Source organism: Pseudomonas pharyngis, assembly GCF_021602345.1.
GTDB classification, from domain to species: Bacteria; Pseudomonadota; Gammaproteobacteria; order Pseudomonadales; family Pseudomonadaceae; genus Aquipseudomonas; species Aquipseudomonas pharyngis.
Window position 1 is genome coordinate 1 of record NZ_BQID01000008.1, and the last position, 14,358, is coordinate 14,358.

Genomic DNA, 14,358 nt, shown 5'->3' on the forward strand with positions numbered 1-14,358 from the left:
GCCCCATGAAACGCCCAAACCCCAGGGCCGCGCCGACGCGAGCGTGCCATTGGTGAAACTGGCCGTGGCGCGCTCCGGCGACAAGGGCAATCACAGCAACATCGGCGTCATGCCGCGCCGTCCCGAATACCTGCCGTGGATCGCCGAGGCGTTGACCCCGGCGGTGGTCGTCGACTGGATGAACCATGTCCTCGATCCGATTCACGGCCGGGTCGAACGCTGGTATCTGCCGGGCACCCACAGCCTCAACTTCCTGCTGGAAAACGCCCTCGGTGGCGGCGGCGTGGCGAGCCTGCGCATCGACCCGCAAGGCAAGGCCTTCGCCCAACAACTACTGGAAATCCAGATCCCGGTGCCGCAGAGCATCGCCGAACAGTTCGACTAGAGGATTGGCACCATGGCGTTCGAATCGATTTTCAGGGCTGATCTGTTCAGCGGTCAGACCGTCATCGTCACCGGCGGCGGCAGTGGCATCGGGCGTTGCACCGCCCATGAACTGGCGGCGCTCGGGGCTAACGTGGTGCTGGTCGGACGCAAGCCGGAAAAGCTGCAAACCGTCGCCGCCGAAATTGCCGAGGACGGCGGTCGGGCGAGCTGGAAGGCGTGCGATATCCGTGACGAAGAAGCGGTGAAGGCGCTGATCAGCGAACTGATCCGTGAACACGGGCCGATCCACGGGCTGGTCAACAATGCTGGCGGCCAATACCCGTCGCCCCTGGCCTCGATCAATCAGAAAGGTTTCGAAACCGTGCTGCGGACCAATCTGGTCGGCGGTTTCCTGATGGCCCGCGAGGTATTCAATCAGTCGATGAGCAAACACGGCGGCAACATCGTCAACATGCTCGCCGACATGTGGGGCGGCATGCCCGGCATGGGCCACTCCGGCGCCGCGCGTTCGGGCATGGATAATTTCACCAAAACCGCAGCCTTCGAATGGGGTTATGCCGGTGTTCGGGTGAATGCAGTGGCGCCGGGCTGGATCGCTTCCAGCGGCATGGACACCTATGAAGGCGCGTTCAAAGCGGTGATCCCGACCTTGCGCGAACACGTGCCGCTCAAGCGCATCGGCACCGAATCGGAAGTCAGCGCGGCGATCGTGTTTCTGCTCAGCCCGGCTGCCGCGTTCATCAGCGGCAGCACCTTGCGCATCGACGGTGCGGCCAGCCTGGGCAGTCGCGCCTGGCCGTTGCACAAGGCGACCCACAGCGAATCGTTCAACGGTTTTCACCGGGCCTATATGCCGGATGTCTTGAAGGACAAGGAGTAAGCCATGCCGGTCATTCAATCCCGACTCGACCCGCACAGCGAAGCCTTCGCCCGCAACCGCGCAGCGATGATCGCCGCCATCGAGCAAGTCCAGCAACTCGAACAGAACCTGCTGAACAAGGCTGCCGAGGCCAAACCGAAATTCGACAAACGCGGACAATTGCTGCCCCGTGAACGTCTGAATCTGTTGCTCGACCCCGGCGCGCCGTTCCTCGAACTGGCGAGCCTGGCCGGCTACAAACTGCACGACGACAAGGACGGCAGTTCGGCCGGTGGCGGCTTGATCGCCGGCATCGGTTACGTGTCCGGCGTGCGCGCCTTGATCGTGGCGAACAACAGCGCGATCAAGGGCGGAACGATTTCCCCGTCGGGCCTGAAAAAATCCCTGCGCCTGCAACAGATCGCCCAGGAAAACAAACTGCCGGTCATCACCCTCGCCGAAAGCGGCGGCGCCAACCTCAATTACGCGGCGGAAATTTTCGTCGAAGGCGCACGCAGCTTTGCCAATCAGGCGCGGATGTCGGCCATGGGTTTGCCGCAGATCACCGTGGTGCACGGCTCAGCCACCGCTGGCGGTGCCTATCAGCCGGGGCTGTCGGATTATGTGGTGGTGGTGCGCGGCAAGGCCAAGCTGTTTCTCGCCGGCCCCCCATTGCTTAAAGCGGCGACCGGTGAAGTCGCCACCGACGAAGAACTGGGCGGCGCCGAGATGCACGCGCAAGTCGCCGGCACCGCCGAATACCTGGCCGAAAACGATGCCGACGGCGTGCGTCAGGTGCGGGAAATCGTCAGCCTGCTGAACTGGAACGAGCAACTGCCGTGGCTGCCTGAGCCGCCATTCAAGGAGCCGTTGTACCCCATCGACGAACTGCTCGGCCTGATCCCGGACGACCCGAAAAAAACCTACGACGTGCGCGAAATCATTGCGCGGATCGCCGACGAATCGCGCTTCCTGGAGTTCAAGGGCGAGTTCGATCAGCAGACCATTTGTGGCCACCTGAAGATTCAGGGGCGCGCCTGCGGTTTCATCGGCAACAACGGCCCGATCACGCCCAACGGCGCGAGCAAGGCGGCGCAGTTCATTCAACTGTGTGACCAGAGCCAGACGCCGCTGCTGTTTTTCCACAACACCACCGGGTTCATGGTCGGCACCGAGTCAGAGCAGCACGGCGTGATCAAGCACGGCTCGAAACTGATCCAGGCTGTGGCCAATGCGCGGGTGCCGAAACTGACGATCGTGGTCGGCGGCTCCTACGGCGCAGGCAACTACGCGATGTGCGGACGCGGGCTCGATCCACGCTTCATCTTCGCCTGGCCCAACAGCCGCACCGCGGTGATGGGCGGCGCCCAGGCCGGCAAGGTGCTGCGCATCGTCACCGAAGCCAAACAGCTCAAGGACGGTCTGGTGCCCGATCCGAAAATGCTCGACATGCTGGAGCAGGTCACCGCGCAGAAACTCGACAGCCAGTCCACCGCCCTCTACGGCAGCGCCAACCTGTGGGACGACGGGCTGATCGATCCACGCGACACCCGCACCCTGCTCGGTTACCTGCTGGACATCTGCCACGAAGCCGATATCCGCACGTTGCAACCCAACAGCTTCGGCGTCAGCCGGTTCTGATCGCCACGGATTAAAGGAGAACAATAAAAATGATCTTCACCCCGGAACACGAAGCACTGCGCCGTACCGTCCGCCAGTTCGTCGAGCACGAGATCAACCCCCATGTCGATGAATGGGAAAAGGCCGGGCGCTTTCCGATCCACGAGATTTTCCGCAAGGCCGGCGACCTCGGTCTGCTGGGGATTTCCAAGCCGGAAAAATTCGGCGGCATGGGTCTGGATTACAGCTATTCGATCGTCGCCGCCGAAGAGTTCGGCACCATCCACTGCGGCGGCATTCCGATGTCGATCGGCGTGCAAACCGACATGTGCACTCCCGCCCTCGCCCGTTTCGGCTCCGATGAACTGCGCGAAGAATTCCTGCGTCCGGCGATCACCGGCGAGCAGGTCGGCTGCATCGGCGTCTCGGAAGTCGGCGCCGGCTCCGATGTCGCCGGGCTCAAGACTACCGCGCGCAAGGATGGCGACGACTACGTGATCAACGGCAGCAAAATGTGGATCACCAACTCGCCGAGCGCCGACTTCATCTGCCTGCTGGCCAACACCTCGGACGACAAACCGCACATCAACAAATCGCTGATCATGGTGCCGATGAACACGCCGGGCATCAGCCTCAGTTCGCACCTGGACAAGCTCGGCATGCGCAGCTCGGAAACCGCCCAGGTGTTTTTCGATAACGTGCGTGTGCCCCAGCGCAATCGCATCGGCCACGAAGGCGCCGGGTTCATGATGCAGATGCTGCAGTTCCAGGAAGAACGCCTGTTCGGCGCGGCCAACATGATCAAGGGCCTGGAATACTGCGTCGACAGCACCATCGAGTACTGCAAGGAACGTAAAACCTTTGGCAACGCGCTGATCGACAACCAGGTGATCCACTTCCGCCTCGCCGAATTGCAGACCGAAATCGAATGCCTGCGGGCGCTGGTCTATCAGGCCACCGAGCAATACGTCAAAGGCCAGGACGTCACCCGACTGGCCTCGATGGCCAAGCTCAAGGCCGGGCGCCTCGGTCGTGAAGTCAGCGACAGTTGCCTGCAATATTGGGGTGGCATGGGCTTCATGTGGGACAACCCGGTAGCCCGCGCCTACCGCGACGTGCGGCTGGTGTCGATTGGCGGCGGCGCCGACGAAATCATGCTGGGGATCATCTGCAAACTGATGGGCATCCTGCCGGGGAAAAAGAAATGAGCGCCCTGCCCGATTGCCAGACGCTGCTGCTGGAGCGGCACAACGGCGTGTTGCACATCACCCTCAATCGCCCGGACAGCCGCAACGCCATGAGCCTGCAAATGGTCGCCGAGTTGCGCGCCGTGCTGGCCAGCGTGTGCGATGACCGCAGCGTCCGCGCACTGGTGCTCAGCGGTGCCGGCGGGCATTTCTGCGCCGGCGGAGACATCAAGGACATGGCCAACGCCCGCGCTCAGGGCAGTGATGCCTATCGCGACCTGAACCGAGCGTTCGGATCGTTGCTGGAAGAAGCACAGCACGCACCGCAAGTGCTGATCACCGTGCTGCAAGGCGCAGTGCTCGGGGGTGGCTTCGGGCTGGCCTGTGTCAGCGATATCGCGATAGCCGATCACCAGGCGCAATTCGGTTTGCCGGAAACCAGCCTCGGCCTGCTGCCGGCGCAGATCGCGCCGTTTGTGGTGCAGCGCATCGGCCTGACCGAGACCCGACGCCTGGCCCTGACCGCCGCCCGTTTCGACGGCCATCAGGCCCGGCGTCTGGGGCTGGTGCATTTTGTCGAGCAGGACCCGCAGGCGCTCGCCGAGCGGCTGGATGAAGTACTCGATCATGTCTTGTGTTGCGCCCCGGAAGCGAATGCCGTGACGAAAAAACTGCTGCTGGCCAGCGCCGGCCAGCCGTCGAGTGAATTGCTGGACGAAGCCGCGCAGTGGTTCAGCGCCGCGGTGACCGGTGCCGAGGGCATCGAAGGCACGATGGCGTTTGTGCAAAAGCGCAAACCGAGGTGGGCCTCCTGAAAGCTTCGTCGGAACGCCGCCCGGAGCAAGCCCGCCCCCACAGTTTTTGTGAGCACCACTGCATCCTGTGGGAGCGGGCTTGCCCGCGATGAGGCCCTTCAATCCACCGCCAATATTCAGGAAAACCACCATGCCCGCCCTCCACAAAATCCTGATCGCCAACCGCGGTGAAATCGCCTGCCGCATCCAGCGCACCGCCCAGGCCCTCGGTTATCGCACCGTCGCCGTTTTCAGCGATGCCGACGCTGACGCACTGCATGTCCAAATGGCGGACGACGCCGTGAACATCGGTCCGGCACCCGTGCAACAGTCCTACCTGAACATCCCGGCCATTCTCGACGCCGCCCGGCGCAGCGGCGCCGACGCCATCCACCCAGGCTACGGCTTTCTCTCGGAAAATGCCGAGTTCGCCCGCGCCTGCAAACAGGCCGGCCTGACCTTCATCGGCCCCAGCGTCGAAGCCATCGAACTGATGGGCAGCAAACGCCAATCGAAAATCGCCATGCTCGCCGCCGGCGTCCCCTGCATCGCCGGCTATCAAGGCGCCGAGCAGGACGATGCGACCTTGGCCCGTGAAGGCGAGCGCATCGGTTATCCGTTGATGATCAAGGCCAGCGCCGGTGGTGGCGGGCGCGGCATGCGACTGGTGCACAGCGCCGAGGAACTGCCGGCGCAATTGCGCACCGCCCGCTCGGAAGCATTGAACGGTTTCGGCAGTGATGAACTGATCCTCGAACAGGCGTTGATCGAGCCGCGCCATGTCGAGGTGCAGCTGTTCGGCGACCATCACGGCAACCTGATCTACCTCGGCGAGCGCGACTGTTCGATACAGCGTCGCCACCAGAAAGTCATCGAAGAAGCGCCGTGCCCGGTGATGACCGAAGAACTGCGCCAGGCGATGGGCGAAGCGGCACTCAAGGCAGGGCGTGCGGTGAACTACGTGGGTGCCGGCACCGTGGAATTTCTCCTCGACGCCAGCGGCCAGTTCTACTTTCTGGAGATGAACACCCGGTTGCAGGTCGAGCATCCGGTGACTGAATTGATCACCGGGCTGGATCTGGTAGCGTGGCAACTGTCGGTCGCCGAGGGCCAACCGCTGCCGCTGACCCAGGCGCAGGTGAAACTCGATGGTCACGCGATGGAAGTGCGTCTCTACGCCGAAGATCCGGCCCAGGGTTTTCTGCCGCAGACCGGGCGTGTCGAAGCCTGGGCGCCGGCACTGGATCGCGGTGCGCGGATCGATCACGGCCTGATTGAAGGACAGTCGATTTCACCGTTCTACGACCCGATGCTCGGCAAACTGATCGCTTATGGTGCGACCCGCGAAGAGGCCCGGCGCAAACTGTTGTGTGCGGTGCAGGACAGCGTGTTGCTGGGCGTGCAGAGCAATCAGCGTTTGCTCGCCAGCCTGTTGCAGCATCCGCAGTTCATCAGCGGGGAGTTCGGCACTGGCTTCATCCCTCAACATTTCGCCGATCACGATTGCCTGCACGCCTATTCGCCCAGTGCCGAAGAGCTGGCCATCGCGGCGGTGCTGTTTTACCAATCCGCCGCGCAGCAACACCGCGCACCGCTGTCCGGATGGCGCAACAACGCCGGCGCACCGTTGCTCTATCGAATCGGCCTCGACGCCCGCGACTGGAATGTGCAACTGCGTACCAGTCCGGACAAGGCGTTTGAAGTGCAGGTCGCCGAACGTGTCATCAAACTCACGCTGGTCGAGCACACCGCCGGGGCCGTGACACTGGAAATCGATGGCCTGCGCCAGCGCCATGCCTATCGCCTGCACAACGACCAGCTCTGGCTGTTCACCCACCCCGGCAGCCTGCATCTGGTGGACCGAACTCATGCGGTGATCGACAGTCAGACCAGCGTCAGTTCCGGCACGTTGAAAGCGCCGATGGATGGCGCCATCATCGATGTGCTCGTCAGCGAAGGCAGCCCGGTCAGCAAGGGCCAGCTGCTGGTGGTGCTGGAAGCGATGAAAATGGAGCACCCGCTCAAGGCCGGCATCGACGGCGTGCTCAAGCGGGTGCAGGTCAAGGTCGGCGATCAGGTAAAAAATCGTCAGGTTCTGTTGCAGGTCGAGTAGTCGCCGCGCGCATCCGCAAGGTTTGACTACGCTCTGAATAATCAGGACGCGGAAATCAGGAACCCTGCGATGCCCCATTGGCTGGTCATAGATCTGGAAGCCACCACCGATGAGGGTGGCTGGCCGGTTACGGAAATGGAGATCATCGAGATCGGCGCGACCCTGGTGGATCGCGCGGGTCGCGAGCAGGATCACTTTCAGCGCTTCGTCAAACCGACGCGGCGCCCCTTGTTGACGCCCTTTTGCCGCGAACTCACGCACATCACCCAGGCCAACATCGACGTGGCGCAGCCGTTGAGCGAGGTCTGGCCGGCCTTCGAGCGCTGGCTCGGTCAGCACCAGACGCGCCTTGAAGGCTGGGCCAGCTGGGGCGATTACGACCGCAAGCAATTGCTTCAGGAATGGCAGCGTCTTCAACTCGACAGCGCCCTGAGCCGGGTGCCGCACATGAACCTCAAACAGCGCTTTGCCAAGGCCCGGCGCCTCGAACGGCCTCTGGGCCTCAATGGCGCGTTGCAACTGGCGGGGATGCAATTCAGCGGTCAGCAGCATCGGGCGCTGGAAGATGCGCGCAATACCGCACGCCTGCTGCCACTGGTATTGCCGCTCTAGCACAGGTGACGGCATCGGAAGCCTTGTGCATACTGGCCGCCCCTTTTTGACCCTTTTAAGCCCTTTTCGAGAGGAATCGCCCATGTTTAAAGTCAACGAGTACTTCGACGGCACCGTCAAGTCGATCGCTTTTGGCACTGCTGAAGGTCCTGCGACCATCGGCGTCATGGCCCCGGGCGAATACGAATTCGGCACCAGCCAGCGTGAAATCATGCACGTGGTTTCGGGCGCCTTGACCGTCAAACTGCCGGACAGCAGCGACTGGGAAACCTTCGCCGCCGGTAGCCAGTTCAACGTGCCCGCCAACAGCAAGTTCCAGCTGAAAGTCGCCGTCGACACCGCTTACCTGTGCGAATACCGCGGCTGAAACTCCGGTTTCCTGCGGTCATGAAAAATGCCCGTGTCCAGGGACACGGGCATTTTTCGTTTCTGGCGGGTTATTCGAGGATTTCTACCGGCATGCCGATTTCAAGCCGGCCGTTGCTGTCGTTGACCAGGTTCTGGCCGAACATCGCGCCGTCGGCCTGAGCACGGGTCTTCTGCAAGGTCGCCAGTGGTTCGCGGTCAGCGCTGCGCTCACCGGTCTGCGGATCGATCGTGGTGAGAATGCACCGCGAGCAGGACTTGACCACGCGGAACTCGACATCGCCGATACGAATCCGCTTCCAGCCATCCTCGGCGTATGCGTCACTGCCTTCGATCACCAGATTCGGCCGGAACCGCAGCATTTCCAGCGGACGCCCGACTTCCTGCGACAGGTGTTGCAGCGAGGCCTCACCAATCAGCAACAGCGGGAAACCATCGGCGAATGCCACTTGGTCATCGTCGTTGCCGTACCCGGCCTGGGTCGTCCGGGCGCGATCCAGCGGCACTTGCACCAGTCGGGTCGGCTTGCCGATGAAATCGCTGACCCAGCGGGCCGCCTCTTCACCGGCATCCGGCACACGCAGGGTGTCACGCCAGATGGTCACGCCACGCAGGTTGTCGTCGCTGCCGGGCAAGGCGACATCCATTGCCGAATGCCCCGGCGCGCTGAGCGTCAGCCCGCCGCTGGCATTCCACAACGCGGAGAGCTGGCTCATTTTCGCTTCGGCACGCTGGGTCAGGAACCGCCCGCTGGCCTCATCCACCAGCATCCAGCGTCGATCGCCCTCAAGCCCCAGTTTGTCCAGGCCGATCCCTTGCAGGACCTCACCCTTGGCGGATTTCAACGGGTAACGATAAAGCGCGCTCAGACGCAGCATGGCCAGCTCCCTGGTGGGTCAAAAACGCCACCCTATACGAGCTTTGTCAGCGAATCAAAGGCTGACGCAGGGTCAGCCTCGACCTGTGGATCAGGCCGGCACTTCGTCAAGCATCAGACGCTGGCGCACCACATCCACCAGTTTGTCCGGCTGGAACTTGGAGAGGAAATTGTCGCAGCCGACCTTTTTCACCATCGAGTCGTTGAAACTGCCGGACAGAGAAGTGTGCAACACCACGTACAGGCCACGCAGGCGCGGGTCGTTGCGAATTTCGGTGGTCAGGCGATAGCCGTCCATTTCCGGCATTTCGGCGTCGGTGAACACCATCAGCAGTTTGTCGGTCATGTTCACCCCGGTATCGGCCCAGGCCTTGAGCATGTTCAGGGCTTTCAGGCCATCGCTGGCGATGTGCATCTTCACGCCCAACTGGCCGAGGGTGTCGCGCAATTGCGAGAGCGCCACGTTGGAGTCGTCCACCAGCAACACTTCGCGGCCACGGGCACGCTCCAGCACCGGGTCGTCCAGTTTGTCCCGGGAGACCTTGGCGTTGTACGGCACGATTTCGGCGAGGACTTTCTCGACGTCGATGATTTCCACCAGTTGATCGTCGACCTTGCTGATGGCAGTCAGGTAGTGCTGGCGACCGGCACTGGTCGGCGGCGGCAGAATGGCTTCCCAATTCATGTTGACGATGCGGTCCACGCCACCGACGAGGAACGCCTGCACCGAGCGGTTGTACTCGGTGACAATGATCGTGCTGTTCGGGCCCGGCACCAACGGTCGCATGCCGATCGCCTGGGACAGGTCGATCACCGGCAGCGTCTGGCCGCGCAGGTTGACCACACCGCAGACAAACGGGTGACGCTGGGGCATCAAAGTCAGCTTCGGCAATTGCAGGACTTCCTGCACCTTGAACACGTTGATCGCGAACAATTGGCGCCCGGCCAGTCGAAACATGAGAATTTCCAGGCGATTCTCACCCACCAGTTGCGTGCGTTGGTCTACCGTGTCGAGAATGCCGGCCATCAATGACTCCTGGGCTTGTTCTGATGAATTCACTATTGGGGGTTATCGGCTGAATCTGGCGGATCTTGATCCCGTCCAAAATCACCAACAAAAATGCCATTGGCAGGCATTGATGTCACATTAACATCATGCTTTACTGGCCCGGTGAAATCATCTGCTACATTCTTCTCGGCGCGACCCCGATTTGCGCCACAGGTTCCCGTGCCTAAGGGAATCCCCTAGGAACAATCAGGCCCAACCTGATGTTCGCGATATCCAATAGCCATTAATGTGACGCCATTCTCATTGCATGAACGGAGTCAGGCTATTGTGTGCGATCGCAGTTCAGTGGAAACACATCCTCTTGAAACCCCAGGTCTGTGCCAATGCACACCGGGGCGCGGTCTCGCGACGGTTCATGATCGTCGACACACACGGCATTCCCTCATCAGACATGACGTGGTGGAGATAAGCATGCCGAACGACCGTAGTGACTGGGCGCAGCGCTTCCCCGAATTCCTTGTCGAGGCTGAAACGCTCCTGGCCAAGTCCGAAGAATGCCTCAGCCATCTGCAGCTGATCAGCAATGACAAGGACGCCATCGACTGCATGCTCAGCACCCTCCTCAAGCTGGCGAACAAGGCCGATGCCCTGGGGCTGGAGGCGGTATCCGAATTCTCCCTGCACCTGCATGGCTTGCTCAACCAGGTGCAGGGTCACGTGGATTTGCATGCACAGGCCCTGGAAGCACTGAAGGATTGCTTCACCCTGATGGCCTGGCAACTGGAACTGACCGACCCAAGCACCGGCCAATTGGGCCTGGATGAAAGCGAACAGGTGACGCTGATCGAAGCCTTTGCCTGCCAGGTGGGGCAGACTCACTTCCAATTGCCGCTCAATGGCAAGCCGATGTCCCTCGTAACCTGGTCGGAGCGCCAAGCGTAATCGGGCATACCGTGGGCTGTTCGGGCCCGTCATTTCTCACAGACGAAAGTCGCAATTGAATAGTTCATGCCTGCCTGCGACATCCTCCAATAAATAATTACGCTTGATGAATGCTGACTGCCTTCTGCTGATGTCAGGGTTTTCCTGTGCAAAAGTAACTTGCTGCTGCATCGATAATATCGAGTCGGATATTTCAACTTTTCCATTATGGAACTCTCGTCCAACATGGCCTGTTTCCTGACTCTTTGGACATATAGGCAAACGCGACCAACGGTATGTTAAGTGGTATTATGCAGCCCGTTAGTTGCTTCAATTAATGGCATTGTGACTTCAATGATGGGTTGCCACCGAAGTTGGCGCTCAATTATCGATCACTGAACCGTTTTGAAATCAACAACCTGAGCAAACGTTTTCCAGACAGAGACCGCCAGCCCTTCTGACGGTCTGCCCGCAGCGAACATCCATTGGCTCCATCCGCTATGTACGCCAGCCTCAAGTCGATCACCACATGGCCTCCCTCCCGAGAAAATGCCCGCAGGTTCACACTCATGCTGTGCACGGTTTCAGCCTTGGGCAGTCTGTTGAGCTATGGCGCCTCCGCGCCGCTGTCACTCGGCCTGTTGCTGATCAACGTGGCGGTTGCCGGCTGCGTCTGGACACAACATCGCCTGTCGCGCAAATCCATCAAATTCCAGCCTCAGGAACTGGCCGACCGTTTGCTGGAAGTCCAGGAAAACGAGCGCCATCGCCTGAGCCGCGAACTGCATGACGATATCGGCCAGTTGCTGACCGCCGCCAAGCTGCAAAGCGAATGGCTCAAGCGTCGCTTGCCCGCGGAGATGCAGGAACACTGTTCGGTACTTTGCGAGACGCTGGAAGAAACCCTCAACAAGGTGCGCGACGTTTCGGCCATTCTCAACCCGCGGCAACTGACCAGTCTGGGTCTGGAAGCGAGCCTGCGTGCGCACCTGGTCAAGGTATTGGCCAATAATTCGGTGCACTGGAGTCTGGACTGCCAGCAGCGCCTGAATGGAATCCCCGAAGAGATGGCCGTCGCAGCCTTTCGCATCACTCAGGAAGCCGTGACCAACATCCTTCGTCACGCACAGGCCAAAAACCTGCTGATTCGCGTGCAACGCCTGCCACAGGGCTTGACCCTGCTTATCAGCGATGATGGCCTGGGCTTTTCCCCGGCGGCGAATCCCGGCCGCGAAGGACAGCGGGGCATGGCCGGGATGGCCGAGCGCATTGAGCAACTGGGCGGCACACTCAATGTGACCAGCGAGCCGGGCAAAGGCACTCAAATCGAAGCACTATTCCCCTGGGCGCCCCGGGCACTCGAGCGGGCCAGTACGAATAAGGTTATGCGTTGACTTGTAACTTACTTCTGGTGGATGACCACTCGCTGATCAGGGCCGGCGTGCGTGCCCTGGTGCTGGATATTCCCGGCTATGCAGTCATCGGCGAGGCCAATGATGGCTCGCAGCTGCTCGAGATGGTCGAGCTGCTGTCCCCCGATATCGTATTGCTGGACATTTCCATGAAAGAAACCGGCGGCCTGGAAGCCCTGCAGCGACTCAAACGAGTGCGTCCGCACGCCAAAGTGCTGATTCTTTCGATGCACACCGACCCCGCGCTGATCATGCAGGCGCTGGAGTCCGGTGCTCACGGTTATCTGCTCAAGGACACCACGGCCACCGAACTCGAACATGCGCTCGAAGCTCTGCGCAACAACGAGCGCTACTTGAGCCCCGCCATCGCCCATACCGTGATCAATCAGGCGCTGACCCGCAATCTGAAACAGCAGCCGGAAGTCGCCGAGTCGCACAACCTGACCGCACGCCAGCTGGAAATCCTGCGCCTGATCGTGCGTGGCAAGTCCACACGGGAAATCGCCAACGGCCTGGGCCTGAGCATCAAAACAGTCGAAACCCACCGCTCGCAGATCATGAAGCGCCTGCAGATCTACGATGTGGCAGGCCTGGTGCTGTTTGCCGTGCGGGAACAGATCATCAGTCTGGACGACTGAGCCGACGAGTTGCACTCAACAGCGGCGAGCCCTTCGGCAAATGCACACGCAACGCCCCGGGGCGCGCCGCAAACCGCAAACTTTCGCCCTCCAGGGGCTCGCCGTCGAGATTGATGTAAAGCCCTTCGGCGACCTTGATTTCAACCCATGGCAAACGGGCGCGCACAAACATGTTGTCAATGCCGAAGCCGTCGCTGAGCAGATTTTTCAGGGTGCCAACCAACTCCTGCGGCGCCGGCAGGATGCTGATATCCAAGAGACCATCGTCCACCAGCGCTTCGGGGCACAACACGTGTCCGCCGCCGGCCTGACGGCCATTGCCGATCCCGAGGGCCAGCAACTCGCCCTGCCAATGGAAATCCGGCCCCTGCAACTCACCGTACGCGGCATGCAGTTCACTGAACCGCGTCAAACCGGTGAACAGATAAGCTGCGCCACCCAATACCTTTTTCAGATCTTCCGACGTGTTGGCCGTTACCTGGCTGCCGAATCCTCCGGTCGCCATGTTCAGGAAGATCTGCCCACCGACTTCACCCAGATCGATGTCGTGGGCGGGCGCTTCAAGCAACTCAAGCGCCTCGGTCGGCTCCAACGGGATACTCGCCGCGTGGGAAAAGTCGTTGGCAGTTCCCAGCGGTAAAAGCACCAGACTGGCTTTGCCCGGATGCGCCGCCAGCGCTTCGGCGATATCACGCAAGGTGCCATCCCCACCGCCGGCGATGATCTGGCGGTATCCCGCCGCCAGCGCCTCCTCCACCAACCGCTGCGCATCGCCGGCCTCCCAGGTCAGACGTACAGCCAGCTCCCAGCCTTGCTCTCGCTTGTTCTCGACAGCGGCACGAACCGCCTCGTTGAGCGCCTGCTTGCCATGCAGAATCAACAATGCCTTGCGTTCACTCATTGCGGTTACTCCCGGAATTAAATCGGTACGGAACATCTTGACCCTCAAGAGGGATAAAAAAGTCGCACTCTTTCTGATTAATTCCTGAAGCTCGCCCTCCTTGTCCTACATACCGGTACTTTTTCGTACAGAACGTAAGGAATCGGCTCAATTGACCCGGCCCGGCCATTGGTACAACGTGTGTCGGCGTTAGTGATCTTCAATTCAATTACACAAGGATGTGCATGTAATGAGTGGAAACAGGTTCAGGACTTTCGATATTTTGCATTTCGGCATTTGCCAAGAGACCCCCACTGCAGCAGGTGGACGTTTCCATGCAAAGCCATGAAGCAGGACTAGCCGTGAGTCCGGTTGCCTCTCTCTCCGAAAGTCGCGCCAGCCTCAAAGACGAATTCAAATGCAGCGCCAGAAATACCGGAGAAAACAATATGGAACCGCGTATCACCGAGCTGGAAACTCACCTCAAGTACATTCGACGCGACATGGACGAAGTCAGAGGAGACGTCAAAGCCATCAAGCACCGCCTTGCCTACTCGGCAGGTGCGACAGCGATGGTGCTCGGACTGGTGGGCTGGATTGCCAATAGCCGGTTTGACCAGCTCGTTGCACTGATCAGTCGTTGACTGGCAGAAAGGCAGGCATCGTGTAACCACTGTGCCTGC

15 protein-coding genes are annotated in these 14,358 nt (G+C 60.7%); 12 read left to right on the forward strand and 3 right to left on the reverse strand.

Going from position 1 to position 14,358, the window contains the following annotated elements:
• The 8 genes from L6D74_RS17080 to ppnP all read left to right on the forward strand — a co-directional run.
• Window positions 1–385 (forward strand): AtuA-related protein (locus tag L6D74_RS17080; RefSeq protein WP_445009182.1); only part of this gene is annotated, 385 nt, incomplete at its 5' end.
• Between the two features lie 12 nt (window positions 386–397).
• Window positions 398–1,267 (forward strand): SDR family oxidoreductase, encoded by an 870-nt coding sequence (locus L6D74_RS17085; protein WP_236189878.1) that lies wholly within the window; start codon window positions 398–400, stop codon window positions 1,265–1,267.
• A 3-nt stretch (window positions 1,268–1,270) separates the two neighbouring features.
• Window positions 1,271–2,887 (forward strand): acyl-CoA carboxylase subunit beta, encoded by a 1,617-nt coding sequence (atuC, locus tag L6D74_RS17090; protein ID WP_236189879.1) that lies wholly within the window; start codon window positions 1,271–1,273, stop codon window positions 2,885–2,887.
• Window positions 2,888–2,916: 29 nt separating this feature from the next.
• Window positions 2,917–4,074, forward strand: coding sequence for a citronellyl-CoA dehydrogenase (gene atuD / locus L6D74_RS17095; RefSeq protein WP_007908685.1), 1,158 nt, complete (start codon window positions 2,917–2,919; stop codon window positions 4,072–4,074).
• A complete protein-coding gene (locus tag L6D74_RS17100; protein WP_236189880.1) occupies window positions 4,071–4,868 on the forward strand; it encodes an enoyl-CoA hydratase/isomerase family protein in 798 nt (265 codons plus the stop codon). Before atuD ends, L6D74_RS17100 begins: the two co-directional genes overlap by 4 nt.
• A gap of 130 nt (window positions 4,869–4,998) precedes the next feature.
• Window positions 4,999–6,960: an acetyl/propionyl/methylcrotonyl-CoA carboxylase subunit alpha gene (locus L6D74_RS17105; protein ID WP_236189881.1), complete on the forward strand. Its 1,962-nt coding sequence runs from the start codon at window positions 4,999–5,001 to the stop codon at window positions 6,958–6,960.
• 69 nt (window positions 6,961–7,029) lie between these two features.
• Window positions 7,030–7,572: a 3'-5' exonuclease gene (locus tag L6D74_RS17110; RefSeq protein WP_236189882.1), complete on the forward strand. Its 543-nt coding sequence runs from the start codon at window positions 7,030–7,032 to the stop codon at window positions 7,570–7,572.
• 82 nt (window positions 7,573–7,654) lie between these two features.
• Window positions 7,655–7,939 carry a pyrimidine/purine nucleoside phosphorylase gene (gene ppnP, locus L6D74_RS17115; RefSeq protein WP_007940055.1) on the forward strand — a complete coding sequence of 95 codons (285 nt, stop codon included), beginning with the start codon at window positions 7,655–7,657 and terminating at the stop codon, window positions 7,937–7,939.
• 70 nt (window positions 7,940–8,009) lie between these two features.
• Here ppnP and L6D74_RS17120 read toward each other — a convergent pair whose 3' ends face one another.
• Together L6D74_RS17120 and L6D74_RS17125 are read right to left on the reverse strand one after the other, a co-directional pair.
• Entirely contained in the window at window positions 8,010–8,816 is an 807-nt protein-coding gene (locus tag L6D74_RS17120; RefSeq protein WP_236189883.1) for an MOSC domain-containing protein, read from the reverse strand.
• A 90-nt stretch (window positions 8,817–8,906) separates the two neighbouring features.
• Window positions 8,907–9,842, reverse strand: coding sequence for a chemotaxis protein CheV (locus tag L6D74_RS17125; protein WP_003226705.1), 936 nt, complete (start codon window positions 9,840–9,842; stop codon window positions 8,907–8,909).
• A gap of 453 nt (window positions 9,843–10,295) precedes the next feature.
• On the opposite strand from L6D74_RS17125, the gene L6D74_RS17130 reads away from it, so the two are divergent.
• From L6D74_RS17130 to L6D74_RS17140, 3 genes are all read left to right on the forward strand, one after another.
• Complete coding sequence (locus L6D74_RS17130; protein WP_236189884.1) at window positions 10,296–10,766, forward strand: hypothetical protein; 471 nt, start codon at window positions 10,296–10,298, stop codon at window positions 10,764–10,766.
• Window positions 10,767–11,245: 479 nt separating this feature from the next.
• Window positions 11,246–12,139 carry a sensor histidine kinase gene (locus L6D74_RS17135; protein WP_236190004.1) on the forward strand — a complete coding sequence of 298 codons (894 nt, stop codon included), beginning with the start codon at window positions 11,246–11,248 and terminating at the stop codon, window positions 12,137–12,139.
• On the forward strand, window positions 12,136–12,795 hold the full coding sequence (locus L6D74_RS17140) for a response regulator (RefSeq protein WP_064598266.1): 660 nt from the start codon (window positions 12,136–12,138) through the stop codon (window positions 12,793–12,795). Before L6D74_RS17135 ends, L6D74_RS17140 begins: the two co-directional genes overlap by 4 nt.
• Here the strand turns inward: L6D74_RS17140 and yegS are convergent.
• Window positions 12,779–13,696, reverse strand: coding sequence for a lipid kinase YegS (gene yegS, locus L6D74_RS17145; RefSeq protein ID WP_064598268.1), 918 nt, complete (start codon window positions 13,694–13,696; stop codon window positions 12,779–12,781). The genes L6D74_RS17140 and yegS overlap by 17 nt on opposite strands.
• A gap of 314 nt (window positions 13,697–14,010) precedes the next feature.
• On the opposite strand from yegS, the gene L6D74_RS17150 reads away from it, so the two are divergent.
• On the forward strand, window positions 14,011–14,319 hold the full coding sequence (locus L6D74_RS17150; RefSeq protein WP_172829499.1) for a hypothetical protein: 309 nt from the start codon (window positions 14,011–14,013) through the stop codon (window positions 14,317–14,319).
• Window positions 14,320–14,358: the final 39 nt, after the last annotated feature.